Here is a 24,388-nt window from a genome sequence, read left to right on the forward strand (position 1 = left end):
ACGGCCGACTACAGCGACTCGGGCTCGACGCGGGCGACGTACCGGCGCGCGACCACGAACAGCACCACGGCGGCGACGACGTAGCCGACGACGTGACCGTAAGTCACGAGCGACGGGCTGTCGACCGCGAGCTTGGCCGCCGTCGTCGATGGGTGTTCCGGCAGGAGGATCGCCGCGCCGAACACCACCAGCGTCAGAACCGAGTACAGGAGCTGTGCGGGCCGTCGGCGACCGAGCTGCAGTCCCAGCACGACGCCGAAGACGACGACGATCGTCGCCGTCGCGGTGACGAACACCAACAGCGCCAGCGGATTCGACACCGCGATACCGTTGGCCGACAGCAGGCCGATCCACAGCGCGGCCTGTGCCGGTGCCAGCGCGATCATCGCCAGCGACTTCCCGTCGACCACGTCGACCAGGCTGACCGGCGCGACCCGCAGCAGTTCGAGCGTGCCGCGTTCGATCTCCTCGGTGATGGTGTCGACGGCGACCGAGCCGCTGATGAACGGCGGCAAGAACAGCAAGAGCGGGATCAAGACGGTGTAGGTGAAGCTGAAGTACGGACTGGCGTTCGCCTCCGGCGGGAGTTCGAGGGGCGGCGCATCGAGCGAGTCGGCGCGCTCGAACCGTTCGTTGCGCTCCAGGGTCTTCAGCACCTCGCGCAACTGGACGACGATCAACGTCGTCCGGATGCTGCCGTCCGGCGCGATCGCCGTCACCTCGATTACCCGGCCGTCACTGTCGGGCGGAGAATCGTAGGTCCCCGTCAACACCGCGTCGACGCGCCCGACGTTGAACGCCTGCTGGGCGTCGTCGGTCGCGTCGAACGCGACCGGCTGGACGCCCTCGGTCTCCGCGACGGCCTCGAACAACTCCTGTTGGGCGTCGCCGGTGACGGCCATCTCGATGCCGCCCGACTCGACCGAACCGGGATCGTACAGCGACGTGAGCCCGACCACGAGGAACGACGAGAACGCCGCCACGAACAGCTGGATCAGAATCGCGAGCACGATCGTCTTCTCGCGTCCGAGCGACGCCAGGTCCCGGCGGGCGATCACGAGTCGCGGGTCCAGCGAGCGATCACTGGCCAAGGGCGATCACCACCGTGTAGTTGTAGGCGAAGTGAATCGCCATCGCGGCCCCCAGGGCCAGCAGGTACGACCGCCGAGAGCGCCGCGCCCCGAGCGAGGAGACCGTCGCGGTGACGACGTGCAAGAGGAGCGGCAGGAGCAGGAGGACGGCGACGGTGAGCCAGATCGGCACGCCGGACGGCAGCAGCTCCAGCCCGACCTGGCTGGTCTGTATCTCCCGGAGTCCCGGATTGACCAGTTGCGCCACGAGCGTCACCTTCTCTGCCAGGAAGAACCCGACGCCACTGAGTGTGCCGACGACCACTCCGGTCCGGAGCGACCGGTCGTACCGACCGCTGGTGTAGCCGGCATAGAGGTGCAGACTCTTCGCGACTTCTTCGATGAAGACGACCGCACCGAGGATCAGGGGGATCGTCAGTGCCGTCGACAGCCCTTGTAGCGGGAAGATCAGTGCGATCGCCACCAGCTCGGCGACTAATACGAGCGGGATCAGCAACACGGAGAGTTTCAGCGCGCTCCAGTTCGACTTGATTCGACCCGAGAGCGCGTCGAGTACTTTCAGGGGAATCGATCGCTGGGTGAACATGTCCTCTTCCCGGTAGAGTCCGGCCCCCAGTCCGAACAGGACGACGGCCGTCAGCGTGGGCGGGATCGTCGAGAACGCGAAGTTGCTCGCCGTCACGGTCTGGGCCTGGAGATCACGGACTACCACCGTCAGCGGCGAGATCAGCGCGATCGGGGTCACGTCGGTGAAGATCGCCGGCACGAAGGCGTAGCTGGTCAGCGAGACCGTCACGGTCACCGTGACGAAGGTCAGCTCCTTGAACGACCGCGCGAACATCGCGCCACAGAACGTCGCCGAGAGGAAGAGCAGAGCGATCGGGAGCATCGCCAGGACCGCGATCGGCCCGCCCCCGGCGGTCAGCCCGCCGAATCGCAGACCGAGCGTAATCGCCGTTACGACGCCCATGGCACCGAGGAAGTACGGCATCGTCTTGCCGGCGACGATGTCGAACCGGCTGACCGGAGAGACCAACAGCAGTTCCCCTCGTCGGTTGAGCCGCTCGGAGAGCATCGTCGAGCCGTAGGCCTGGATGACGAAGTTCATCGGGACGATAAAGAGGAAGGCGAGTACGAGCGACTCGAAGGGGAAGGGCGGCTGGATGTCCGAGGGAGAGCCGGTTGTCGATCCACCCGTCAGTCCCGCGCCGAGCCCGGCCAGCCCACCGGCATCGCTGTCGGTCGAGCCGCCGGCACTGCCGCCGTCGCCGCCGTCGCCGCCGCTCCCGCCGCTCGATCCGCCGGCACTGCCGCCGTTACCGTCGCCGTCTCCGTCCGAACCGCTGTCGGACGCGATCGTCTCAGAGACGCCGGACTGTTCGAGATAGACCAGCGTCACCGAGACGGGCTCTGCGGCGGTCCGGTTGTCATCGCGGGCCATCTGGCGGCTGTTGTACCGGTCGACGCTCGTGCGGAACTCACCGAGCGCCGCCCGCTCTTTGGGGTCTTCCGGACTGCTCGCCAGCTGTGTCCCGACGAAGAGCAGTTCCTGGTCGCCGCGTTCGACCGCCGCAGGGTCGGGCTCCTGGACGACGAAGGCCGCGTCGTCGCTGGCCGGTGCGTAGTAGGAACTCGACTCGTCGACGCCGATCCGGTAGAGCCCGCTGTCGAGTCCGCTGGCCCCACTGCTGGCTGCGAGCCCGGCGACCAGCACCATCGCCACGACCGAGACGGCCATGATGGCCACGGTCCGTTTGTCGACGCCCCCGGCGTTCTTGGTCACCTCCCACTTGGCGATCCGCAGTAGCTTCCGCGGGTTCATCTAGGCCTCCTCGACGTAGCGGGTCCCCGGCGTCTCGCTCTCGGCGACGTTGAGGAACACTTCTTCGAGACTCGACTCCTCGGTCCTGATGTCGATGACCTCGCCGCCGCGTTCGGCGGCGGCCGCCCGAACGTCCTCGACGCCGTCCATCGTCTCGACGACGCGCCGCCAGTTGCCGTTCTCCGCGACCGCGCCGGGCACCTCGACGGTCGTGTAGACGTGGTACTCCCGATCGCCGTACTCGTCCTGGAGAGCTTCCAGATCGCCGCGAGCGACGATCTGGCCCTCGTTCATGATCGCCACGCGGTCGCAGATCGTCTCGACGTGATAGAGGTTGTGCGCCGAGAAGACGATGGTCTTGCCCTCCCGAGCCAGCTGCTCGGTGAACTGGATGACGTAGTTCGTCGTCAGCGGGTCCAGTCCGCTGGCGGGTTCGTCGTAGACCAGCACGTCCGGGTCGTTGATCAGCGATCTGGCGATGGCGACCTTCCGCTTCATCCCCTTGGACATGTCGCCCAGCTTGCGCTCGCGGTGTTCGAGTTCGAGCTCGTCCAGCGTGTCGTGCATCCGTTCGGTCGCTACGTCCGTCGGCACGTCGTACAGGTCCGCGAAGAATCGCAGGTACGACAGCGGCGTCATCTCCTCGTAGAGGGGCGATTCCTCGGGGAGGAAACCGAGCTGCTGGCGCATCTCGGTGTCGGTCACGTCGTAGCCGGCGACGGACACGTCGCCGCTGGTCGGTTCGAGCAGTCCGGAGAGCATCTTCAGCGTCGTCGTCTTGCCCGCACCGTTCGGGCCGATGACGCCGAACACCTCGCCCCGGTCGACGGAGAACGTGCTCCCCTCGACGGCGACGAAGTCCCCGTACTCCTTGCGAAGGTCCCGAGCTTCGATCATCTGCCCGACGCTTGTGACCGAACTCCCCTATAGTTGCCCCCCGTTTATTAGCAGTGAGAACGAACTGCGGCCGTGGCTCTGAACGTCGAGCGGACTCCAGACGGGCGTCGCCTCTGTATGAGCCGGGAGATTCCGGCGACCCGCGACGCCGCCTGGCGCGTTCTCACGGACACGAACCAGTGGCCCGACTGGGGACCGTCGGTGCGGGCCGTCGAGTCGAGCGAGCGGATCGTCGAACGGGGAACGACCGGCCGGGTGACGACGCCGATCGGGACGGTGCCGTTCGAGATCACGAGCTGTCGAGACTACCGGTGGACGTGGCGGGTCGCGAAGATCCCTGCGACCGGCCACCGCGTCGAGAACGTCCGTGCGGACCACTGCCGGGTCGTCTTCGAGATCCCACTGCTCGCGGCGGGCTACGCGCCCGTGTGCCAGCGGGCACTGGGTCGGATCGAGGCGCTCCTGCGGGACTGACGGGTCGATCCTGGATACGGTCACTCTTTCCGCTTCGAAAAGAGGGTCGCGCTGGTTCGTGGTTAGAAGTCGCCGTTGATGATGTCGCGGACGCGCTGGCGGTCGAAGAGTTGATTCTCTTTGGAGACTTCGGGAAATTTCTCGGCTTCGAATGCGCCGAACTCCTCGGGGTAGAGCTGCTGGGCAGCCATCTCGGTCTGGAGTAGATTTACCAGTGGCCCCTGGGAACCGAACGCACCCGCGTAGACGTTTCCTTCCTGGACAGCGGTAAGCTGTCCCCCGATGGAGTCTTCTTGGAGCGGTGTCACGAACTGCTCGCGGAACGCTCTCTGAGAGAACGTGTTTTGATTGCCCGTCGTGCCGATTCCCCAGTGGATGACGATCATCTCGGGGTCGAGTTCAAGCAGTGTTTCGTAATCGATAGTCCCTGCCTCAATGTGGTCTGCAGTAAACGTACTCCGGATGTCGAGATCCCGATACGGCTTCAGCTCGACGCCCTCAGCCTGCGTCCGCATCGGATAAAACGTCCCTTCATTCGGGTTCGATGCGCTGTTGATCAGTGCAATTTCTGGGCGTTCGTCAGCGGGCGGGAGCCGGGATTGGACCTCCTGCTGAAGTTCGTCGTGAACCTCAGCGAGCGCCTCGTAGCGTTCGCGCTCCTGGAACAGCTCTGCAACCCGTTCTAACGCCTCGTACATCGAGTAGAGTTTGTAGTCGTGCCACTCGCGGCGGCGGAGGATGTTGTTGCCGAAGAACGGGGCAACGTTTTCACGAATCTCGTCGGTGTCGGACTCGTCCCACGACTCGTCCCACCCGGTGCTGTGCATGTAGTTGGGGTCCATCAGAATCACGTCGGGATCCCGCTCGTAGAAGATTTCCTTGTCCCAACTCGTCTGCGACAGTGATTCGGTCTCCGAGAGCGGCGGGACATCAAGTCCGAACGGCTCGAAGAGAAACCCGGGAATCATGTATGCCGAGGTTAGAAATCCGTCACGTTGGCCGAGCGCGAATGCCATGTCGGCCCACTCGCCGTTGTTAGCGATGTAGGTCTCCGGCACTTCCTCGAAGGTGATGCAGCCGGCAGGCTCGATACAGGCCTCGTAGGAAGTGTCTGTCTCGGTTTCCGTCTCGTCATCGGTGTGCGTCTCGGTCTCGGTACTCGTCAACGCCGGGGTCAATTCGGAATCGGATTGACCCGCACACCCAGCAAGCAGTCCGCCACCCACGATCACTCCGCTGTATTTCAAGTAGTCTCTACGCGTCGGTGCTTCATGCCTGCGGTTATCTTCGGGCATAGTTTTTAGGCTAGCCTAAATCATAATGACTGTTTCGGTCTTTAGACGGCTACTGGCAATTCTCCCTGTGACCGACTCGCGCTGTGTATACAGCACGCGCGGTGTCCATCGAAACTGAGGATTTCTCTAACGGGCAGTCCAACACCTGTATAACGGCTATTCTGGCAAGAAAGATGTCGAGAAAACCACATTCCGGGGTAGTGTTCAGATAAGCGACTGTCAGCGTAGTGGTGCAGACACCGAAAGCCCTCGCACAGTTGCGGTCCCGCGACTCGCTGCGCTCCAGTCGGTGCTTGCATCGTCGGGGTTCCTGCAACTGCGCTCGCCCTTTCATCCACCAGGGTCTAGACGGCTCAACGGCCGAATCCTGGCGTCTGTGCGAACAGGGTGAGCACAGGCTCAGGAGAGCGTGCTCTCCTGGCGGATGAAAGGGCGAGTCGTGGTCCGGCATTCTGTGGCGGCACTATCTGAACGAAGTGAAGATATCCGTCACAGAATGCCGGAGCGCGACGAGGGCTTTCGGTGCTTCGAGTTTCTGATCCTGATTTCTTATCTGAACACCACCCATTCCAGCGGCCGTAGCTCTTTATACAATCGAGTCCACGCTGTCGTGCAGTTGACCGGGCAAACGGCGACGATGATCCGTCTCAGGGCGTCTGGACGCGGGCCTTCGATACCCGGTGGATCGCGTCGTCGATCCCTTCCCCGTCGCAGTCGTCGTTCGGGCATCGATAGTGCCAGCCGTCTTCTGTCCCCGCTCGCTCGGAGAACCGCTCCCCGCACTCGTCGCAGAACAGTTCGCCCGCACTGCAGGTGTCTCGGTGGAGTTCCAGTTCCAGTTCGGTTTCGAAGGTGCGTTTGCACTCCCGGCAGATATGTGTCATAGTTGAGCGTTCCCACTCGTCCACTATAACTACATCGGAACGTTCACGTCAGGGGTTCTCCGACCCGGAAACAGAGTATTATCGACAAAACCGCTGGACGGCTATCCAGCGAGTGTCGATACGAGCCGCCGAACGTAACAGATCGCGAACTGCTCTGCGATGGACGGTTCGCGGGCCGTCGTCTGACCCGCTACAGGATGTCTTCGACGTGGTCGACGACTTCCTCGGGCGTGTCACCGACGGGCACGCCGATAGACTCGCTTTGCTCGCGCATCGCTCCGCTCCCGCTCGCACCGTGGTTCTCGCTTCGCTCCGAACCACACACCGCTCGTCTATCGAGCCCTCACTCACTTCGCTCGCGAGGACGCCGTTGCTCTCCAGCGCGTCGATCTTGGACTCGGCAGACCGAAAAAGACGAGCGTACGGCGATCCGCCGACGCTACAGGATGTCTTCGACGTGGTCGACGACTTCCTCGGGGGTGTCACCGACGGGCACGCCGTTGCTCTCCAGAGCCTCGATCTTGGACTCGGCGGTGCCGGTCCCGCTGCCGGAGACGATAGCGCCCGCGTGGCCCATCCGCTTGCCCGGTGGCGCGGTACGGCCGGCGATGAAGCCGGCGACGGGCGTGTCCATGTGCTCGCCGATGTAGCGGGCGGCCTGCTCCTCGTCCTCGCCGCCGATCTCGCCACACATCACGACGGCCTTCGTGTCGGGGTCGGCCTCGAACAGTTCCAGCGCGTCGATGAAGCTCGTCCCGATGATCGGGTCGCCGCCGATACCGATAGCGGTCGACTGACCGATGTCGCGGTTGGTGAGGTTGTCGACGACCTGGTAGGTCAGCGTCCCGGAGCGAGAGACCAGACCCACGTCGCCCGAGGAGAAGATGTTGCCCGGCAGGATGCCGAGCTTCGCGACTCCCGGCGTGATGACGCCCGGACAGTTCGGACCGACGAGGTGGGTGTCGGTCTCGTCCTGTTTGCGCTTGACGCGGGACATGTCCTGGGTCGGAATGCCCTCGGTGATGGCGACGACGAGGTCGACCGGTGCGTCGAGTGCCTCGAACAGCGCGTCGCCAGCGAAGGCCGGCGGGACGAACACGACGGCGGTGTTCGCGTTCTCTTCGCGCGCGGCGCGGTCGACGGTGTCGTAGACCGGCACCCCGGCGACTTCCTGGCCGCCGCGGCCGGGCACGGCACCGGCGACGACGTTGGTGCCGTACTCCATCATCTGCTCGGTGTGGAACTTCCCCTCGCCGCCCGTGATCCCCTGGACGACGACGCGAGTGTCCTCGTCGACGAGCACGCTCATGCTTCCACCTCCTCGGCGTAGATGACGGCACGTTCGACGGCGTCTTCGAGCGTCTGTTCGACCGTCACGAGGTCTTCGTTGAGAATCTCCATCCCTTCAGTAGCGTTGGTGCCCGCGAGTCGGACGACGACGGGCTTGGGAATCTCGTCGAACTGTTCGAGCGCCTGGTTGATTCCCTTGGCGACCTCGTCGCCCCGCGTGATCCCGCCGAAGATGTTGAACACGACGGAGTCGACGTTGTCGTCGGAGAACACCATATCGAGCGCGTTGGCGATCCGCTGGGCCTTCGCACCGCCGCCCACGTCGAGGAAGTTCGCCGGCTCGCCGCCGAAGTGGTCGACGAGGTCGAGCGTCGTCATGACCAGCCCGGCACCGTTGCCGATGATGCCGACGTTGCCCGACAGGCGGACGTAGTCGAAGCCGTACTCGTCGGCCTTCTGTTCGAGTTCGTCGCCGCCGTCGGCCTCGTCTTCCATCGCCTCCAGATCGGGGTGACGGAACAGGGCGTCGTCGTCGACGTTCATCACGGCGTCGGCCGCGATGACCTCGTCGTCGGCCGTGACCATCAGCGGGTTGATCTCGGCGTCGGAGCCGTCTTTGTCCTCCCAGAGGTCGTACAGCGTCTTGAGGACGCCGGCAACGTCGTTGGCGACCTCGCGGTCGACACCGGCGTCGTAGACGACCTTCCGGGCCTGGTAGTGGTGCATGCCGAAGGCCGGATCGATGTGCTCGCGGGCGATCGCCTCTGGCTCTTCTTCGGCGACTTCCTCGATGTTGACGCCGCCGCGCGTCGAGACCATCGCGACGGGCTTGCCCTCGCCGCGGTCCATCGTGACGCCGACGTACAGCTCGTTGACGAAGTCGACGGCCTCTTCGACGAGGACGCGGTCGACGTGGAGCCCCTTGAGGTCCATCCCGAGAATATCGTCGGCGTACTCACGGGCCTCGTCGGCGTTCTCGGCGAGCTTGATCCCGCCGGCCTTCCCGCGGCCGCCGACCTGCACCTGTGCCTTGATCGCGACCGGATAGCCGATCTCCTCGGCGGCGTCGACCGCTTCGTCGACGGTCGTCGCCAGCGTCGATGCGGGCGTCGGAACCCCCGCGTCGGCGAAGACCTGCTTCGCCTGGTACTCGTGCAATTTCATGTCATACGAAACGCCGTCACGCGCCCGCTTAAATCCCATCTTTTTCCGTGGCTCGCGGAGGAACCTGGCGTTCTGCGCGAACCTCGGGAGCGAATCACTCGGGAGTCGAACGGTGTGTGATGCGGAACGAAGTCACAGGCGGTCGTACGGGAACCACGATGCGACCGGGAACAAAGCGAGTGGGCCAGTGGCCGCCCGGGTCCGTCGACGGCTCAGTCAACCGGGTGGTACGTCCGTTCGCAACCAGGACCGAAAGGCTCGGAGTCGATCGTTCAGTGAGTGCCAGACACAATTGTGTGGCCAGTAAAGTGTAGTTCTGAAGGAGTGCTCGCATCCGGTGGATCTTCAGAAATCTGCGTTTTTGATCACAATGCTCTGTTGAATCCGCAGACGGGACTGGGATCGAGGCTGAAGACACAGTTATCAGACTCCATTGGTGAGGAATTCTCACAACCGACCTTCGATTGATGGGTCGGCTTTGGAGAGCGAAAGCAGATTCTGACTCGCTATCTGTTGCCGACTCCATCTGACACACTGGACGCTACCCCGTCGACTCGGCCGCAGTCACCGGATTCAACGGAGCACTCTAGTCACATTCACTCTTTCCGCTTCGCTTCCACCTTCACAGCGGCGCTATCCTGCTGCCGTTATCGGATTCAACAGAGCAGATCACAAGCAATAGCCAGACTATCGGGGCAAGAGCGACTATCAAGCCGAATACGCCGATCAGATAGTTCCCCTCCACGAGTCCCCGTGCCCACCCCCTTCCGAGGTGAAAAATGAACAGCAAAAGGGCAACCAAAATCACAGTGCGGAGCGGAGAGCCGAACCCTCCCGTACTGGGATCGGTCGGTGACATGACGTGAGACTCCGTCTCACTGTCTGATAACGGTTCCCTTGGATACATCGTCTTCAACTGGGAGACAATCCGTGGTCTAAGAACGCACGGAACGCTCCCTCTCAGAGTTCGGCGAGGCCGAGGCTGTATTCGAGTGCGGTGTCGACCTCCTCCATCCGTTCGGGCGGAATCGAGCCGAGATTCTCGTCGATACGGTGCTGGAGAGAGATGGTTCGAATCTGGCTACAGAGCGCGACCGAGTCTTCCCGAAGCGCACACTCTTGGGCTGGGACGAGCACTTCGAACGGATAGAGCTCCTCGCCGAACGAGGTGGTGAACGGAACGACGATCGTCGTCGGTGCGTTGGCATTCCCGACATCGTTCTGTACGACGAGACACGGGCGTGTTCCCCGTTGTTCGGACCCCTGGGTCGGATCGAGGTCGACAATAACGACATCTCCTCGACGGACAGACGTAGCCATCCGCTACCACTCTGGGGCATCGCCCAGCTGTTCGTTAGCCTCCGTCGAAACGTCCGCCAGTTCGTCGGCGAGTTCGCGGATCCGTTGGGAACGCTTGCGGTACCCCTCAGCCAACTCTTCACGAGTGAGTGGCTGTTCGATAACGAGCTTGCCAGCCTCTTCGTGGATCAGGACGTCGTCGCCGCCCTCGATCCCGAACCGTTCGCGAAGCTCTTTGGGGATCGTCACTTGCCCTCGCTTCCCGACCTTCCGGTGTTCGCCCTCACTCATACGTATTCATATCATATTCGTACTAATAAACCCTTTCACGGACGGCTATCGATACGGTTCTTCTATAGTAACAATTGCACCGATGTCCACACCGATCGCACTGCAGTCGTGCGATCGGGTGTGCATTGATTTTGCCCGGCTCGAAGCTGTGGGGCTGCTTCGAAGACCCACTGGGACACCCGGGCACGCTCACGCGCGGGTCGACGACCGACCGCGAAGCCCTTCGCGTCCACGGAGGAGCGCCACGCCGCCGAGCAGCACCGCCTGATGGAGCACCGTCCCGAGCGCGATGGCACCGAACGCCATCCCCGCCGTCAGCGCGAGCGACGCCCCTTCGAGCACCGACACGGCGACGACCAGCACGGCGGCGACGGTGCCGTTCCCGAGCGAGCGAGGGAGTTCGTCTCGAATCATCTCCACGACCGATCGATCCGTCGCGTCGCCGTTCAGGAGCGCTGCGAAGCACATGACATCTCCTGTGGACTGGAGACAGTTAACTCGACCGTGCGATTCGGCGGCGACATCGCCGAATTTAGCCCCACTGGCCACGAAAAGGCGGCATGGATCAGTCCACCGAATCGAAGGTCGCCGACCTCGTGGCGTCCCTGCGCGAGAGCGACACCGCCGTCGTCCTCACCGGCGCTGGTGTGAGTACCGCCTCGGGCATTCCCGCCTTCCGCGGCGAGGACGGCCTCTGGTCGGAGTTCGATCCGAAGGCGTTTCACCGCCGACGGCTGGACGCAGACCCGGCGGGGTTCTGGGCCGACCGCCTCGAACTCAGAGAACGACTCACCGGCGGCTCGATCGAACCGAACGCCGCTCACGAGGCCATCGCGACGCTGGAAGCCGAGGGACACGTCGACGCAGTCGTCACCCAGAACGTCGACGGGCTCCACAGAGAGGCCGGCACGGAGAACCTGATCGAACTTCACGGGACCAACGAGCAGGTCGCCTGTGACGACTGTGGGCGACGGACGGCCGCCGAGCCGGTCTTCGGGCGGGCGGCCGAGGGAGAGCGACCGCCACGGTGTGAGTGTGGCGGCGTCTTGCGGCCCGACGTGGTTCTGTTCGGCGAATCGCTGCCCGGCGAAGCGATCGAGCGAGCGAACTGGCTGGCCCACCGGGCGGACTGGTTCCTGGTCGCGGGCTCGTCGCTGACCGTCGCTCCGGCCGCGGGACTCCCCGGCAGAGCGGCGCGGTCGGGAGCGACGGTCGGCATCGTGAATCTCGAGTCGACGGAGAAAGACGACGCGGCGGCAGTCGTCGTCAGAGCGGATGTGACGACGATATTGCCGGCGATCGAACGGCGCGTCTAGAGTTCGACGCCGCCGGGGATGAGGCTCCGTCCGCGACTGAGGCTGCCGCTCTCGTCGTAGACGAGCAGGATCTCCTTCGTGTAGACTGTCGATTTCCCGTCGCCGTCTGTGAGTCGGAGGCGGTATCTGGTTCCCTCGTCGTCGCTGGCGGCGGCGACGACCGACTCGATGACGCTCGGGGCGACGTTCGCTTCGAGGACGTACTCGCCGTTGTGACGGTTCGCGATCGAGAGGACGCCGGCCGCCTCGCTGCCGTCGGCTCGGGTGCGATAGGTCACGTCCAGTTCGCCCGCGTCGAGTGTGCCACCGTCGCTGGTGAGTCGATCCGACAGGAGGTCGTCGGGACCGTCGAACGCGATCGCGATCACCGGATCGTCGGTCGACGACTCCTCGGTCCCGCTCACGTCGATGTCGAAGTAGTCACGCCGCATCTCGTACCCGACGGTAGGGGACGCTGGGCAAAGAACGTAACGGCGATTGGTACCACGACACACGGGATCGGGCAGAGCCGACAGCTATAATCCACAGTGGGACGCGGTGACGGGCATGGCCTGGGTCAAGTCCGAGTACGCGCCGGAGCTCGCGGTCCTGTCGACGTGGCTCGTGGCGCTGTTGCCGTGGTCGGGGGCGGTCCTGCCGATCGAGGTCGGCGGTCGCCAGGTGACCGTCGTCATCATCCGGTTTCTGTACTTTCGACTACAGTACATCTTCGGCATCTCCTTCGGCGAGCAAGAGCGGCCGTTCCTCTGGGTGGTCGAGGCACCGGCGTTCAACCAGACCCTGACGACGGCGAGCTGGGTGTGGGTCGGAGCCGCGGTCCTCTCGCTCGCTCCGCTGGCGTTGAGTGTCGCCTACTACGTCGACGAGGACGCCCACGAGGCCGCGATGCCGGTCGACCCGGTCCGACTCCAGGGCGCGCTGCTGGCACTGTTGGGCGTGGGACTGGCCGCCGCGACGCTCCTGTTCTGGGACCGCCAGCCGGTCACGATCCCGGTCGGCACCGCGCTGACGCTCGTGTTCGGCTACCTCCTGCTGACGGTCGACCGGACCGACGACGGGGGCGTCGGCGAGGAGTGACGCCGCCCGCCCACGGGATTTCAATTCGCAATACTGGGAGGGGCTCATTTAAGTACGTCGGCGAAGTATCGTGAGACGATTCCACACGGTATCGAGCGATGGCAGGCGACGAGACAGAGCACGACGGATCGAGTTCGACGCCGCTCTCGGGCGTGCGCGACTGGCTCTCGCGGACGGCTCGCATGCTCAGCGGCGCGGCCGTCCCGTCGACGAACTACGATCCACAGCGCCACGGCAAGCTGGTCGAGTACACGGTGCCCGAGCAGTACGACGAGATCGACCGCTACTGGCTCAACGCACCCTTTGCCTTCGCCTCGATCAACCACGATCCCGAGGCCGACGAACAGTTCTACCAGGTCGTCGAACCCTCGCTCGACGAGTTCGAGCGCGATCTGCTCGATCGGCTCTTCGAGGACATCCGCGGTCCGCTCATCTACCGCGAGGACGTGAGCGACGACCCCGAGGCGGCGCTGGCCGCGGCGCTGCGGGACCGGATCGAGGAGTACGGCGTCGTCGTCGAGCCCGAGACGTTTTACCGGCTGCTGTACTACCTCTATCGGTCCTTCCTGGGCTACGGCCGGATCGACCCGCTGATGCACGATCCCCACATCGAGGACATCTCCTGTGACGGGGCCGGGCTACCGATCTTCGCGTATCACGACGCGTACACCGACATCGAGACCAGCGTCGTCTACGAGGAGGGCGAGCTGAACGACTTCGTGATCCAGCTCGCACAGCGGTCGGGCCGGCACGTCTCCGTCTCTGATCCCGTCGTCTCGACGACGCTGCCGGACGGCTCGCGGATCGAGCTGGCACTCGGCGAGGAGGTCACGCCCCGCGGCTCCGCGTTCACCATCCGGAAGTACGCCGACGAGCCGTTCACGCCGATCGATCTGCTGAACTACGGGACCTTCTCCGTCGAGATGCTGGCCTACCTCTGGCTGGCCATCGAGTCCAACAAGTCCCTGATCTTCGCCGGGGGGACGGCGGCGGGCAAGACGACCTCGATGAACGCCGTCTCGATGTTCATTCCGCCCCGATCGAAGGTGTTGACCATCGAGGACACCCGCGAACTGTCGCTGTACCACGACAACTGGCTCTCGTCGGTGACCAGGGAGCGACTCGACGAGTCGGACATCACGATGTACGACCTGTTGCGGTCGGCGCTGCGCCACCGGCCGGAGTACATCATCGTCGGCGAGGTCCGCGGCGAAGAGGCGATTACGCTCTTCCAGGCGATGAACACGGGGCACACGACGTTCTCGACGATGCACGCCGACTCGGTCCAGACGGTGATCAACCGGCTGGAAAACGAGCCGATCAACGTGCCGCGACCGATGGTTCAGAGCCTCGACATCCTCTGTGTGCAGGTGCTTGGCCGCTCGGGCGGGGAACGCGTCCGGCGAGCCAAGACCCTCGCCGAGATCGAGGGGATCGACCAGCGGACCGGGGAACTCGACTACTCCAACGCCTACGCCTGGCAGGCCGACGAGGACTACTTCGAGGACTCAAACAGCGATCTGCTGGACGAGATCAGGCGCGAACGGGGCTGGAGCCAGTCGGAGTTGCTCCGGGAGATGGACGACAGAAAGCGGTTCCTGCGATACCTCCAGGCGGAGTCGATCACGGACTACCGGCGATTTACCGCGATGGTCAACAAGTACTACGCGGACAGCGAGACGGTGATGGAGCGGATCGACCGGGCCGACATCGACGCGACACCCTGACATGCAACTCAATCCACTGGGGACGCTCCCCGTCTTCGCGGTCATCGCGATCCTGTGCGTGGTCGCGCTCGCGATGCTCGACGAGACGTTCGACACGTCGCTGACGCGGTTCGGCCGACGGCTGTTCGGCCGGTACATCCCGGAGTCTGAGGAGCGAGAGCGCCTCCTGAAGTCGGCGTTCGTGGTGTACACCTATCGGACCTACGCCGCCCGGACGCTGCTGTACACGGCGCTGGCGGCCCTGGGCGGTGCGATCACTGGCGTCTACCTGTTCGGCGGACTGTTGCTGGCGATTCCGGGCATCGTCGATCTCATGATGGGGTTGCCCCGGACGATGGTCAACGCGCTGGGGATCCGCGGGTTCGAACTCGTGTTGACCCCGCGGGAGATCCTGTGGATCCTGATCGGCGGGGGCGTGATTACCGGCGTGACGGCCGCGGGGCTGACCTACTGGCTGCGCTGGGAGATGCCCCGAAGCAGAGCCGCGGTCCGCCAGCGAGCGATCGACGAGGGACAGGGGCGGACCCTCGCGTTCCTCTATGCGCTCTCGCGGGGCGGCGTCTCGTTTCCCGCGGCGTTGCGGACGCTCTCGGACAACCGCGAGATCTACGGGGCCAGCGCGGAGGAGGTCTCGGTCGCGGTCAGGCAGATGGACCTGTTCGGCCAGGACATGATCACCGCCGTCAGAGGGATGGCCGGTCGGACGCCAAGCGAGGACTTCCAGACGTTCGCCGAGAACCTCGCGAGCGTGCTTCAGAGCGGGCGCAGCCTCTCGACGTTCCTCAGAGAGCAGTACGAGCGGACGAAAGACGAGAGCGAGCGCCGCCAGGAAGAGATCCTCGAACACCTCGCGACGGTCGCGGAGGCGTACGTGACGGTGCTGGTCGCCGCCGTGCTCTTTTTCATCACGATCTTGCTCGTGTTCGGCCTGACCCTGGCCGACACGCTCGTGTTCATCCAGATGGTCGGCTACCTGATGATCCCGCTGGCCAACGCCGGGTTCGTGCTGTACCTCGGCCAGCGGCTGGCGATCCTCGGCATCGGAAACAACAAGACGACCACGTTACTCGATCGACGAGCGACGACGACGTTCGCCAAGCCGACCGACTCGGGCGGGTCGACGGCGACTGACGGCGGCTACGCCGACTCCATCGAGCGACGCCAGCTGGCCGTCTACGACCGGATCGCGACGGTCAAGCGCCTCGTCACCTCGCCGGTCCAGACGTTCCTCTGGAACCCGTCTCGGGTGCTCTACGTCACGGTGCCGATCGCCGTCCTCGCGGTCGCGCTCCGGGCACCGGCGGCCTTCGAGACGGGGACGGTCAACCTCCGGGTCCTCGACGACGTCCTGATCCAGTCGCTCCTGTTCGTGCTGGCGACGTTCGCGATCGCCCGGGAGCTGTACACCCGTCGGATCCGCCGGATCGAGGCTTCTACGCCGGAGTTGCTCGAACGCCTGGCCAGCCTCAACGAGGCCGGCATGACGGTCGTCGAGAGCCTGGAGCGGGTCCGCGGGACCGACGTTGGCGCACTCAGCGAGGAGGTCGATCGGATCTGGGCGGACGTGACGATGGGTGCCAACGTCGAGGACGCCCTGACGAGGTTCGGCCGCCGGATCAGGACGACCTCGATGTCTCGAGTGGTCACGCTGCTGATCAACGCCATGCGATCGAGCGGCAAGATGGGGCCGATCCTGCGGATCGCCGCCGATCAGGCCCGCTCCGACTACCGGCTGCGCCGCCAGCGCCGCCAGGAGATGCTCACCTACCTCGTCGTCATCTACATCTCCTTTCTCGTCTTCCTGGTCATCATCGCGTCGGTCCAGGAGGTGCTCGTGCCGGCGTTGCCCTCCAGCGTCCCGACCCCCGAGAACACGGGGCGATTGGGCGTCAACGTCGATCAGTTCGCGCGACTGGGCCAGGTCGACAAGGCAGCGTACACGCTCGTGTTCTTCCACACGGCGCTGATCCAGGCGCTGTGTACCGGCTTCGTCGGCGGGCAACTCGGCGAGGGGTCGCTCAGAGACGGCGCAAAACACGCCGCGATCATGCTGGGCGTGGCCTACGTCGTGTTCCTCTTGCTGTCCTCGCCGGTGGCCTCGCTGACCGTCGACAGTCCCGCCGCCGGACAGGAGCGCATCACGGTCGATTCCGCCTCGCTGTCCGGCGGCGGCTACGTCGTCGTCTACGAGGGCGAAGCCGGCGGCGAGGTCGTCGGCCAGTCGGCGTATCTCGTCGCCGGCACCCACGAGGACGTGACGATCGAACTCGACAGCCCGGTCGAGCGGCGGGACTCGCTGGTCGTCGTGGCGCATCTCGACACCGACGACGATCGGGTGCTGAACTACGGCGGCTTCGAGCGAGACCGGCCCTACCCCGCGCCGGGGCAAGGCGAGTTCGTCGCCGTATCGGTCACAGTCGAGTAGCCGACGCGCATCGAAGGGTGTTTGCGACACCGGATCGGTAGCCTCCGGTAATGGAGTTCGCCGAGTTCGCCGCGACGGCGGCCGAGATCGAGGGCGAGAGCGCCGACATCGCGACGACCGAGCTGGTGGCCGGGCTGCTCGCAGACGCCGACGAGGACCTCCCGATCCTCACGCGGCTCGTGCAGGGACGGGTGTTCCCGGCCTACGAGGCGACGAAGCTCGACATCGGCCCGAAGCTGTGTTACGAGGCCCTGGCGCGGGCGGCGGGCCGAAACGTCGCCGTCGACGACATCGAGGCCCGCGTCGCGGACGTGGGTGAGATCGGTGCCGTCGCGACCGAGCTCGACCTGGGCGGCCAGCAGGGACTTGCCGCCTTCGGCGCTGGCTCGCAGTCGCCCCTGACCGTCGCCGAAGTGGCGGACGAACTCGCGGCCATCGCGTCGGCCAGCGGTTCGGGGAGCCACGACACGAAAGTCGAGACGCTGTTTGGCCTGTTCAACCGCGCCAGCGACGCGGAGGCCCGCTACCTCGCCCGGATCGTCCTCTCGGAGATGCGGATCGGCGTCGGCGAGGGGACGGTGCGCGACGCCATCGCGGCGGCCTTCGACGCGCCGGTCGACGCCGTCGAGAGCGCGCTACAGGTCACCAACGACTACGGGAACGTCGCCCGGGTGGCCCGAGACGAGGGGGCCGACGGGCTGTCCGACCTCGAACTGACGATCGGACGGCCGGTCAAGGCGATGCTCGCACAGGCCGGCACCGTGACCGAGGCCCTCGAAGACTGGGAGACCGCAGCGGTCGAGTGGAAGTACGACGGCGCGCGGGTCCAGGTCCACGACGACGGCGAGACGGTCCGGCTGTTCTCTCGGAACATGGAGGACGTGACCGATCCGCTGCCGGAGGTGGTGTCGGCCGTCGAGGACGCCGTCGACGGTCCGGCCATCCTCGACGGCGAGGTCGTCGCGGTCGACGGCGACGGCGATCCGCTCCCCTTCCAGGAGGTCCTGCGACGCTTCCGGCGCAAACACGACGTGGCCCGTGCCAGCGAGACCGTCGGCGTTCGCCTGCACGCGTTCGACTGCCTCCACGCCGACGGTCGCGACCTGCTGGACGCCCCCCTCGTCGACCGACGGGACGCGCTCGACGCGGTGCTTGGCGACACCGACGCCGTCCGGTCGACGTTCTGGCTCGCAGACGACACCGAACGGATCGAGGACATCGCCGACGAGGCGCTGGCCGCCGGCCACGAAGGGATCATGCTGAAAGATCCCGACTCGACGTACTCCCCTGGCAAGCGGGGCAAACACTGGCGCAAGCGCAAGCCCGACGTGGAGACCCTCGACCTCGTCGTCACCGGTGCACAGTGGGGCGAGGGACGGCGAGCGACCTACCTGGGGACCTTCGAGCTGTCGGCCCGGACCGACGACGGCTACGCGCCCGTCGGCAACGTCGCGACCGGGATCACCGACGAACAGCTGGCGACGCTGACGGAACTGCTGGAGCCACACGTCACCCGGGAGACCGGCCAGCGCGTCGAGATCGAACCGGCCGTCGTCTTCGAGGTCGGCTACGAGGAGATCCAGCGCTCGTCGACCTACGAGTCGGGGTACGCGCTCCGGTTCCCGCGGTTCGTCGAGATCCGCTCGGACAAAGCCGTCGCGGACGGCGACACGCTCGAACGGGTCGAGCGGCTGGCCGCCCGGCAGGGGTGAGGTGCCGGATAGATCTCCGCGATGACTCCGACCGTCGGCGTCACGGGCCATTTATACGCCGCTCGGCCGAACCGTGATCCATGACCGTCCACTTCGAGGACATCACGCTGGACTGGCTTGGTTACGCGACCCTCCGGGTCGAGAGCGACGACACGACGATCTACTTCGACCCGGGACGGTACGGCGTCCTCACGGGCGAGTGGGAACCCCACGTCGAGGGGATCAACCACCCGCCGACGCAGGACTACGACGCGCGGGACGGCGACGTCGTGCTTGTCACACACATCCACCACTACGACCCCGACGGCATCCGCCGGGTAGCGAGCGACGACGCCACGATCGTCCTCTTCGAGGGGATCGACGTCCACGCGACCGACCGCGACCTCGACCGGCCGGCCGATCTCGACTTCGAGGTCGTCGAGGTGGGCATGGAAGACGAACTCGTCGCCGCCGACTGCCCGATCTGGACCGTGCCGGCCTACAACGAGGAAGACGGCCCGAACGTCGACGACGACGGCACGCCGATCCACCCCAGGGGGATCGGCTGTGGCTTCCTGGTCGAGATCGGCGGTGAGCGGGTCTTCTGGCCCGGCGACTCCGACGTGTTGCCCGGCCACGAGGAACTCGACGTGGACGTGTTCGTCCCGTCGATCGCGAAGCACTACACGATGGATCGCCACACGGCCGCCGACCTCGCGGCGGAGATGCGACCGGACTGCGTGGTGCCGATCCACTACAACACCTTCGAGTCCCTGGAGGGCGACGACGAGGCCTTCGCAGTCGACGTTGCGGGCCGTGGCGTGCCGGTCGCACTGGATCATTGAACCTCGTTTCGGTCGCCCGCTTCCCTGCCGCGCCCGAAAGGGGGTTACACGACACACCCCTACGGAGAGTGCATGACTACCGCACTGTTCATCGTCAGCGAAGAGGGCTACTGGGGCGAGGAGTGTATCGAGCCGCTCACGACGCTCACCGAGGCGGGCGTCGAGGTCACGGTCGCGACGCCGACGGGGAACCCACCCGTGATCGACGAGCGATCGATCGACCCCGAGGAGGTCGGCGAGGAGACCGCCGAACGCGTCACGAGCGTGGCAGAGAGCGACGACCGCCTCAACGATCCGATCGCGCTGGCCGACGCCGACGCCCAAGAGTACGACGCCGTCGTCTTCCCCGGCGGCCACGGTGCCGAGTGGGACGTGACTCAGGACGTACACGCCCGTGACGCGCTCCGTACCGCCGTCGAGGGCGAGGAGGGGACGGCGCTGGTCGTCTGTCACGCTGTCGGCATCCTCGCGTTCACCCGCGACGCCGACGGCGAGTTCCTCGTCGACGGCCGATCAGTCACCGGCTTCCCCAACGCCTGGGAGGAGGGGATCGTCGACGAGCAGGACCTGCTGCCCGACGGCCGCAAGCTCCCGTACTGGGTCGAGGACGAAGTAGTGGCCGCTGGTGGCGTCTGGGACGCCGAACTCGACGCCGACACGTCGGTGACCGTCGACGGCGATCTCGTCACCGCACGAGGGCCGCCCTCCTCACACGCCGCGGCGGTGACGCTACTGGACGAGATCGGGATCGAAGCGTAATCGCGGCCAGACGGCCACCGCAGTCGATTCACGCGGCGAGATCATCCCGCCCAGTTCCGCGGATCGAGCGCGTAGTAGACGGCGGTCATCGTGAGCGCCATCAGTACCGCATCGACGAAGAGACGGTCCCCACCGATCACCAGGCCGGCGACGAAGACACCGCCTCCGGTGAGTACACCCGTCAGCACTGCGTAGCCACCGCGCGATCGGTTCTCGATCCACCCGTTCACGCGGCCGGAGAGCGACCGGTCAGAGGGCATCTACGAGGTCACAGCGCGCCCGCTCGCATCAGCCTTTCGAGCGTCAGGTCGAGAATGGATAGTCGGTGTGTCGGACCTACAGCACGCCCATCTCGGTCAGCCGTTCAGGAAGATACGTGTCGGTCACGAAGTCGAGACCCCGCGAGGCCAGTGCCTGCTGTTCGGACTTCTTCCCGATGTCGAGCTGGAGCTCGATCTGTTCCTCCCAGAACTCCGTCTGGAAGCGTGGGTCCTCCAGTTCCGATTCGAGGGCGTTGATGTCGGAGTCCGAGAGCGGATCGGTCGGCAGGTCGTACTCGACGATGTCCTCCGGTCGAATACCGATGAACTGGGCTTCCGGCGTCGCGAGGTACTCAGAGAGGTGGGCCGACTTGATCGAGCCGTAGGCGACAGAGCCGTAGATGCGGTACGACCACGGGTCGCCGTCAGTGAAGACCACGACTGGCAGGTCGAGTTCGTCGTGAAGTCGCTTGGTCAGTCGCCGGGTCGCGCGGGCGGGCTGGCCGCCCAGGTGGACGACGATCGAGTCGTACTCGTCGTCGAAGCCGTTCTCGACGAGCCGATCACGCATCCCGCCGGTCTCGACACAGAGGACGAAGTCGGCGTCGTTGTCGAGGAACTCGATGGTGTCTGGGTTGTTGGGGATCTGGTAGCCGCCCTGGCCCACGTCGTCCTGGCAGTGGATCTCGCGGTCGCCCCGCCTGGTCTGCTCGCGCAACAGCAGCGGTCCCATCACCTTCGCGCCCGACTCCTCTGGGCGCATGTGGAAGTCCTCGCGTTTGACCTCCGAGACGATCTCCAAGTCCTCGATGAGGTTGTTCGACTCGTCCTGGGTGTTGAACTGGGCCTCGTCGAGGTCCCACGACTCGGAGAGATAGTACAGTTCACGCAGGGTCGACGAGCGGTCCTCTTCGAGTTGCTGTGCGAGGAAGTCGATGGTGTAGGTCGCCTTCAGGAGCTTCTGGGCACCCGAGACGGTCTTTGCCGACCGCGTCGAGGAGCGGTCGCCGTACACCCACACGTCCTTGTCCTCGTCGTACTCGATGTTGGACTTCGTCCGGGTGGGGATCTGCATCGTCGGCACGTCGCCTTCGGCGAACTGGTCGTAAAAGTCCGCCGCGAGGTCGAGTAGCTGTTCGCGGGCTTCTGCCTCGTTGAGGTTGCTGTCAGTACTCATAGATTACGCGTTCACCGTCAGTTTCTCGTCTTCGACGCCGTCGACCGCGATGTCGAATTCGGCGTCGCCGTCGATCCGATACTCCAGGACTGCGTCGTCGCCGGCAGCGACGGTCGTCTGCCACTTGACGAACCACTCGCCGTCCATCTCGACGACGTTCGCGCCGTTCGTGGCCTGCGGTTCGGCCGTGACGATGTCCGTCAGGTCGATGTCGGCGTTGGTGTCGTCGTTGTTCTCGACGACGACCCGGACCGTATCGCCTTCGACCTCGCGCTCGACGAGGACGTTGTTCATGATGCGGGCCATCGAGTCGTCGATGTCCAGTCGCTCGTTGCCCGTCACCGTCGCGAGCTTCTCGGCCATCTCGGGGAGGATCGTCGCGAGCTTGTTCTCTTTCTTCCGGCGCTTTTGCATCGACCGGCGCTTGTTGAGGTAGCTCTTTAGCTCCCGTGCGGCCTCGCGGATCGCCAGCTCGATCTCGGACTCGATCTCCGGGATGTTGGCGACGGCGTCCTTGGACTCGCTGGTGAAGGGGACGTTCGTCGAGGCGATGTGGACCATGACGACTGCGGCGTCGTTGGGGATGCCGCTACCCCCCGGCTGGTCGAGGCCGTAGTTGCGCCAGTTGATGGACTTGACCACGTCGGTCGTCGCGCACGCACCGCGCTGATACACGAGCGGGACGCGGTTGGCAAAGCGCATCACCTGCGCCTGATCGTGTTCGATGTCGCCGCCGTAGGCGATGCCGGCCTCGACGATGAACGGGTCGCCGCCGTGGACGGAGGCGTCCCGGGTGGAGGCGGCGAAGAAGTCCGCGTCGAACTCCTTTTTCAGCCCGGCCTCGACGAGCTCGGCCGTGATCGGCGCGAGACAGTCCGTCGGCGGCGCGATGATGTCGGCCTCGCGCATCGCCTCCAGCAGGTCGCTGGTGGTGTCCCGGTCGTCGGCGATCTCGCTGACGTTGGGCGGATCGTCGGAGACCCGCGCGGCGACCTCCCAGAGGGCGTCGACGATCTTCTCGCGGGCGGTCTCGCCGAAGGTCGCGTCGTCCATGTCCTCGGTCATCTCGGCCGCGCGGTCGACGTAGTCTTCGAGCGCTGCGTACGTGACGCGGTTGGAGCCGTCGTCGAACTTGTCCGCGATTCGCTCGGCGATGCCCTGCACCGCGGCGTCGTCCTTTCGCGTCGTCGTGACCTCGTCGACGAGTTCGTACACGTCCGGCGTTCGATCGGCGGTGATCTCGCTCCACGCCGCCTCGATGGCGGCCTCGCGGACGGTGTCGCCGAAGGTCTTCTCGTAGTCGTCCTCGATCCGGTCGGCGTGGTCGTCGACGATCGCTTCGAGGCGACCGTGGGAGACCCGACCGGCCTCCGAGACGGCGCTGGCGACCGCGTCGGCGAACTCCGCGGTGGCGTCTTTGCCCTTGTTCGAGACGGCCTGCTGGACCGCGCGTGCGACGTCCATTTCGACGGCTTCGCCGTCTCCATCTCGTTGTCCCGTCGGGACAACGCTGTCCTCGTGGCTCTGGGGCCCGTACCACGACATCTCGCGGCCGTAGTGGCGGTCGTTGAAGTTCGCGATGACGTCGTCGCTGGTCTTCTGGCCCACCCGGGTGAACTCGCCCTGCATGAACCCGGAGACGGAGTACGAGTCGGTCGACTCCAGCATCTTCAGCAGCGTGCCGAGTTCGACGCCGTGGGGGTGGGGACGGATCTCCTCGGTCTCGTCTGGGAGCTGGTCGGTCGTTCGTTCGTACTTGAGGTGTTCCTTTGGCTCGACGAGTTCGATGCGGGCGTGGGGGTTGACCACCGCCGTGTGCTTGATGTAGTCGTGGAGCTGCTGGCGGGCCCGCATGTTCGCCTCCATCTCCAGTTCGATGCGGGTGCCGTGGGGCCGTTCCCAGGTCGTCGTGTCCTCGACGCTGATCTCGGGTTCGTTGGCGTCCGTGTCGACGATCAGCTCGAAGTACTGGGCGTCTGCGTGCTGCTCGGTTCGGCTGGTGATCTTCGCCGGCTTGCCGCTGGTCTTCTGGGAGTGGAGGACGGCCGCCGAGATACCGATCCCCTGCTGTCCCCGGTTCTGCTCGCGCTTGTGAAAGCGCGAGCCGTAGAGCAGCTTCCCGAAGATGTTGGGGATCTGTTCTCGGGTGATGCCGGGGCCGTTGTCTTCGACGATGAGCCGGTAGTAGTCTCCGGCTTCCTGAATTTCGACGTAGATGTCGGGGGTGATCCCGGCCTCCTCACAGGCGTCGAGCGCGTTGTCGACCGCCTCCTTGACGGCCGTGACGAGCGCCTTGGCCCCCGAGTCGAACCCGAGCATCTGCCTGTTCTTCTCGAAGAACTCGGCGATGGAGATGGATCGCTGGCTCTCGGCCAGCTCGTCGGCGATCCCTTCTCCTTCCCCGAGGCGAGACTGATACGAGGTCATTCGTGGCGATACGTATCAGCGGGCGCGTTATAAGGTGTTCGCCACCGGAGTGAAAGTGATCGCCCCGCCCACACTACCGTGAGACGGTCACATTACTGGATACGGTTGCTCCCGGGGAGATGTTCCGAGAGGGTCGACACGACCCGTGGGCAATGTCGGAGGACGCTTCGGTGTCGT

General features: G+C 65.2%; 23 protein-coding genes and 1 pseudogene. 8 read left to right on the forward strand and 16 right to left on the reverse strand.

Annotation, left to right across the window (positions count from 1 at the left end):
• Positions 1-8: 8 nt before the first annotated feature.
• The 3 genes from HMUK_RS13125 to HMUK_RS13135 are packed head-to-tail and all read right to left on the reverse strand — an operon-like array spanning position 9 to position 3,810.
• Positions 9-1,091 carry an ABC transporter permease gene (locus HMUK_RS13125; protein ID WP_049940841.1) on the reverse strand — a complete coding sequence of 361 codons (1,083 nt, stop codon included), beginning with the start codon at positions 1,089-1,091 and terminating at the stop codon, positions 9-11.
• Positions 1,081-2,913 carry an ABC transporter permease gene (locus tag HMUK_RS13130; protein WP_015763656.1) on the reverse strand — a complete coding sequence of 611 codons (1,833 nt, stop codon included), beginning with the start codon at positions 2,911-2,913 and terminating at the stop codon, positions 1,081-1,083. Before HMUK_RS13130 ends, HMUK_RS13125 begins: the two co-directional genes overlap by 11 nt.
• Complete coding sequence (locus tag HMUK_RS13135) at positions 2,914-3,810, reverse strand: ABC transporter ATP-binding protein (protein WP_015763657.1); 897 nt, start codon at positions 3,808-3,810, stop codon at positions 2,914-2,916.
• Between the two features lie 117 nt (positions 3,811-3,927).
• Between HMUK_RS13135 and HMUK_RS13140 the strand changes: the two genes are divergently transcribed.
• Positions 3,928-4,284, forward strand: coding sequence for an SRPBCC family protein (locus tag HMUK_RS13140; RefSeq protein WP_015763658.1), 357 nt, complete (start codon positions 3,928-3,930; stop codon positions 4,282-4,284).
• 62 nt (positions 4,285-4,346) lie between these two features.
• On the opposite strand, the gene HMUK_RS13145 is transcribed toward HMUK_RS13140, so the two are convergent.
• The 9 genes and pseudogenes from HMUK_RS13145 to HMUK_RS13180 form a co-directional block, all read right to left on the reverse strand.
• Complete coding sequence (locus tag HMUK_RS13145; protein WP_015763659.1) at positions 4,347-5,579, reverse strand: ABC transporter substrate-binding protein; 1,233 nt, start codon at positions 5,577-5,579, stop codon at positions 4,347-4,349.
• A 647-nt stretch (positions 5,580-6,226) separates the two neighbouring features.
• The gene (locus HMUK_RS13150; RefSeq protein WP_015763660.1) at positions 6,227-6,463 is read right to left on the reverse strand and encodes a hypothetical protein; all 237 of its coding nucleotides are present in this window, start codon (positions 6,461-6,463) and stop codon (positions 6,227-6,229) included.
• Positions 6,464-6,653: 190 nt separating this feature from the next.
• Positions 6,654-6,752 (reverse strand): annotated as a pseudogene (locus tag HMUK_RS18045) (succinate--CoA ligase subunit alpha); the annotation flags it as partial.
• A gap of 150 nt (positions 6,753-6,902) precedes the next feature.
• Positions 6,903-7,772, reverse strand: coding sequence for a succinate--CoA ligase subunit alpha (gene sucD, locus HMUK_RS13155; RefSeq protein WP_015763661.1), 870 nt, complete (start codon positions 7,770-7,772; stop codon positions 6,903-6,905).
• Complete coding sequence (sucC, locus tag HMUK_RS13160; protein WP_015763662.1) at positions 7,769-8,917, reverse strand: ADP-forming succinate--CoA ligase subunit beta; 1,149 nt, start codon at positions 8,915-8,917, stop codon at positions 7,769-7,771. Before sucC ends, sucD begins: the two co-directional genes overlap by 4 nt.
• 622 nt (positions 8,918-9,539) lie before the next feature.
• On the reverse strand, positions 9,540-9,776 hold the full coding sequence (locus HMUK_RS13165) for a hypothetical protein (protein ID WP_049940842.1): 237 nt from the start codon (positions 9,774-9,776) through the stop codon (positions 9,540-9,542).
• A 101-nt stretch (positions 9,777-9,877) separates the two neighbouring features.
• A complete protein-coding gene (locus HMUK_RS13170; protein WP_015763663.1) occupies positions 9,878-10,237 on the reverse strand; it encodes a type II toxin-antitoxin system PemK/MazF family toxin in 360 nt (119 codons plus the stop codon).
• 3 nt (positions 10,238-10,240) lie between these two features.
• Positions 10,241-10,507, reverse strand: coding sequence for an AbrB/MazE/SpoVT family DNA-binding domain-containing protein (locus HMUK_RS13175; RefSeq protein ID WP_015763664.1), 267 nt, complete (start codon positions 10,505-10,507; stop codon positions 10,241-10,243).
• A gap of 189 nt (positions 10,508-10,696) precedes the next feature.
• Entirely contained in the window at positions 10,697-10,975 is a 279-nt protein-coding gene (locus HMUK_RS13180; protein WP_015763665.1) for a hypothetical protein, read from the reverse strand.
• 92 nt (positions 10,976-11,067) lie between these two features.
• Here HMUK_RS13180 and HMUK_RS13185 point away from each other — a divergent pair, with 92 nt between their 5' ends.
• Entirely contained in the window at positions 11,068-11,823 is a 756-nt protein-coding gene (locus tag HMUK_RS13185; RefSeq protein ID WP_015763666.1) for an SIR2 family NAD-dependent protein deacylase, read from the forward strand.
• Here the strand turns inward: HMUK_RS13185 and HMUK_RS13190 are convergent.
• Entirely contained in the window at positions 11,820-12,254 is a 435-nt protein-coding gene (locus HMUK_RS13190; protein WP_015763667.1) for a DUF5793 family protein, read from the reverse strand. The two genes, HMUK_RS13185 and HMUK_RS13190, sit on opposite strands and share 4 nt — an antisense overlap.
• A gap of 115 nt (positions 12,255-12,369) precedes the next feature.
• Here HMUK_RS13190 and HMUK_RS13195 point away from each other — a divergent pair, with 115 nt between their 5' ends.
• From HMUK_RS13195 to HMUK_RS13220, 6 genes are all read left to right on the forward strand, one after another.
• Positions 12,370-12,900: a DUF7549 family protein gene (locus HMUK_RS13195; protein WP_015763668.1), complete on the forward strand. Its 531-nt coding sequence runs from the start codon at positions 12,370-12,372 to the stop codon at positions 12,898-12,900.
• Positions 12,901-12,998: 98 nt separating this feature from the next.
• Positions 12,999-14,627, forward strand: a complete 1,629-nt coding sequence (locus tag HMUK_RS13200) for a type II/IV secretion system ATPase subunit (protein ID WP_015763669.1) — start codon at positions 12,999-13,001, stop codon at positions 14,625-14,627.
• Between the two features lies 1 nt (position 14,628).
• On the forward strand, positions 14,629-17,052 hold the full coding sequence (locus HMUK_RS13205; protein ID WP_015763670.1) for a type II secretion system F family protein: 2,424 nt from the start codon (positions 14,629-14,631) through the stop codon (positions 17,050-17,052).
• A gap of 50 nt (positions 17,053-17,102) precedes the next feature.
• On the forward strand, positions 17,103-18,764 hold the full coding sequence (ligA, locus tag HMUK_RS13210; RefSeq protein ID WP_015763671.1) for an ATP-dependent DNA ligase LigA: 1,662 nt from the start codon (positions 17,103-17,105) through the stop codon (positions 18,762-18,764).
• A gap of 80 nt (positions 18,765-18,844) precedes the next feature.
• Positions 18,845-19,588 carry an MBL fold metallo-hydrolase gene (locus tag HMUK_RS13215; RefSeq protein WP_015763672.1) on the forward strand — a complete coding sequence of 248 codons (744 nt, stop codon included), beginning with the start codon at positions 18,845-18,847 and terminating at the stop codon, positions 19,586-19,588.
• Between the two features lie 72 nt (positions 19,589-19,660).
• A complete protein-coding gene (locus HMUK_RS13220; protein ID WP_015763673.1) occupies positions 19,661-20,347 on the forward strand; it encodes a type 1 glutamine amidotransferase domain-containing protein in 687 nt (228 codons plus the stop codon).
• A 41-nt stretch (positions 20,348-20,388) separates the two neighbouring features.
• On the opposite strand, the gene HMUK_RS13225 is transcribed toward HMUK_RS13220, so the two are convergent.
• The 3 genes from HMUK_RS13225 to HMUK_RS13235 all read right to left on the reverse strand — a co-directional run bounded on the left by HMUK_RS13225 (position 20,389) and on the right by HMUK_RS13235 (position 24,211).
• Complete coding sequence (locus HMUK_RS13225) at positions 20,389-20,607, reverse strand: hypothetical protein (protein ID WP_015763674.1); 219 nt, start codon at positions 20,605-20,607, stop codon at positions 20,389-20,391.
• Between the two features lie 76 nt (positions 20,608-20,683).
• On the reverse strand, positions 20,684-21,784 hold the full coding sequence (locus tag HMUK_RS13230) for a DNA topoisomerase IV subunit A (RefSeq protein ID WP_015763675.1): 1,101 nt from the start codon (positions 21,782-21,784) through the stop codon (positions 20,684-20,686).
• 3 nt (positions 21,785-21,787) lie between these two features.
• Positions 21,788-24,211 (reverse strand): DNA topoisomerase VI subunit B, encoded by a 2,424-nt coding sequence (locus HMUK_RS13235; protein WP_015763676.1) that lies wholly within the window; start codon positions 24,209-24,211, stop codon positions 21,788-21,790.
• Positions 24,212-24,388: the final 177 nt, after the last annotated feature.

The organism is Halomicrobium mukohataei DSM 12286, from assembly GCF_000023965.1.
Classification (GTDB): domain Archaea; phylum Halobacteriota; class Halobacteria; order Halobacteriales; family Haloarculaceae; genus Halomicrobium; species Halomicrobium mukohataei.

What these genes read in the sequence shown, in the direction of transcription:
- HMUK_RS13130 (WP_015763656.1), bottom strand. Translation starts at nt 2,913, where the DNA reads ATGAACCCGCGGAAGCTACTGCGGATCGCCAAGTGGGAGGTGACCAAG.
- HMUK_RS13135 (WP_015763657.1), bottom strand. Translation starts at nt 3,810, where the DNA reads ATGATCGAAGCTCGGGACCTTCGCAAGGAGTACGGGGACTTCGTCGCC.
- HMUK_RS13140 (WP_015763658.1), top strand. Translation starts at nt 3,928, where the DNA reads ATGAGCCGGGAGATTCCGGCGACCCGCGACGCCGCCTGGCGCGTTCTC.
- HMUK_RS13145 (WP_015763659.1), bottom strand. Translation starts at nt 5,579, where the DNA reads ATGCCCGAAGATAACCGCAGGCATGAAGCACCGACGCGTAGAGACTAC.
- HMUK_RS13150 (WP_015763660.1), bottom strand. Translation starts at nt 6,463, where the DNA reads ATGACACATATCTGCCGGGAGTGCAAACGCACCTTCGAAACCGAACTG.
- sucD (WP_015763661.1), bottom strand. Translation starts at nt 7,772, where the DNA reads ATGAGCGTGCTCGTCGACGAGGACACTCGCGTCGTCGTCCAGGGGATC.
- sucC (WP_015763662.1), bottom strand. Translation starts at nt 8,917, where the DNA reads ATGAAATTGCACGAGTACCAGGCGAAGCAGGTCTTCGCCGACGCGGGG.
- HMUK_RS13165 (WP_049940842.1), bottom strand. Translation starts at nt 9,776, where the DNA reads ATGTCACCGACCGATCCCAGTACGGGAGGGTTCGGCTCTCCGCTCCGC.
- HMUK_RS13170 (WP_015763663.1), bottom strand. Translation starts at nt 10,237, where the DNA reads ATGGCTACGTCTGTCCGTCGAGGAGATGTCGTTATTGTCGACCTCGAT.
- HMUK_RS13175 (WP_015763664.1), bottom strand. Translation starts at nt 10,507, where the DNA reads ATGAGTGAGGGCGAACACCGGAAGGTCGGGAAGCGAGGGCAAGTGACG.
- HMUK_RS13180 (WP_015763665.1), bottom strand. Translation starts at nt 10,975, where the DNA reads ATGTGCTTCGCAGCGCTCCTGAACGGCGACGCGACGGATCGATCGGTC.
- HMUK_RS13185 (WP_015763666.1), top strand. Translation starts at nt 11,068, where the DNA reads ATGGATCAGTCCACCGAATCGAAGGTCGCCGACCTCGTGGCGTCCCTG.
- HMUK_RS13190 (WP_015763667.1), bottom strand. Translation starts at nt 12,254, where the DNA reads ATGCGGCGTGACTACTTCGACATCGACGTGAGCGGGACCGAGGAGTCG.
- HMUK_RS13195 (WP_015763668.1), top strand. Translation starts at nt 12,370, where the DNA reads ATGGCCTGGGTCAAGTCCGAGTACGCGCCGGAGCTCGCGGTCCTGTCG.
- HMUK_RS13200 (WP_015763669.1), top strand. Translation starts at nt 12,999, where the DNA reads ATGGCAGGCGACGAGACAGAGCACGACGGATCGAGTTCGACGCCGCTC.
- HMUK_RS13205 (WP_015763670.1), top strand. Translation starts at nt 14,629, where the DNA reads ATGCAACTCAATCCACTGGGGACGCTCCCCGTCTTCGCGGTCATCGCG.
- ligA (WP_015763671.1), top strand. Translation starts at nt 17,103, where the DNA reads ATGGAGTTCGCCGAGTTCGCCGCGACGGCGGCCGAGATCGAGGGCGAG.
- HMUK_RS13215 (WP_015763672.1), top strand. Translation starts at nt 18,845, where the DNA reads ATGACCGTCCACTTCGAGGACATCACGCTGGACTGGCTTGGTTACGCG.
- HMUK_RS13220 (WP_015763673.1), top strand. Translation starts at nt 19,661, where the DNA reads ATGACTACCGCACTGTTCATCGTCAGCGAAGAGGGCTACTGGGGCGAG.
- HMUK_RS13225 (WP_015763674.1), bottom strand. Translation starts at nt 20,607, where the DNA reads ATGCCCTCTGACCGGTCGCTCTCCGGCCGCGTGAACGGGTGGATCGAG.
- HMUK_RS13230 (WP_015763675.1), bottom strand. Translation starts at nt 21,784, where the DNA reads ATGAGTACTGACAGCAACCTCAACGAGGCAGAAGCCCGCGAACAGCTA.
- HMUK_RS13235 (WP_015763676.1), bottom strand. Translation starts at nt 24,211, where the DNA reads ATGACCTCGTATCAGTCTCGCCTCGGGGAAGGAGAAGGGATCGCCGAC.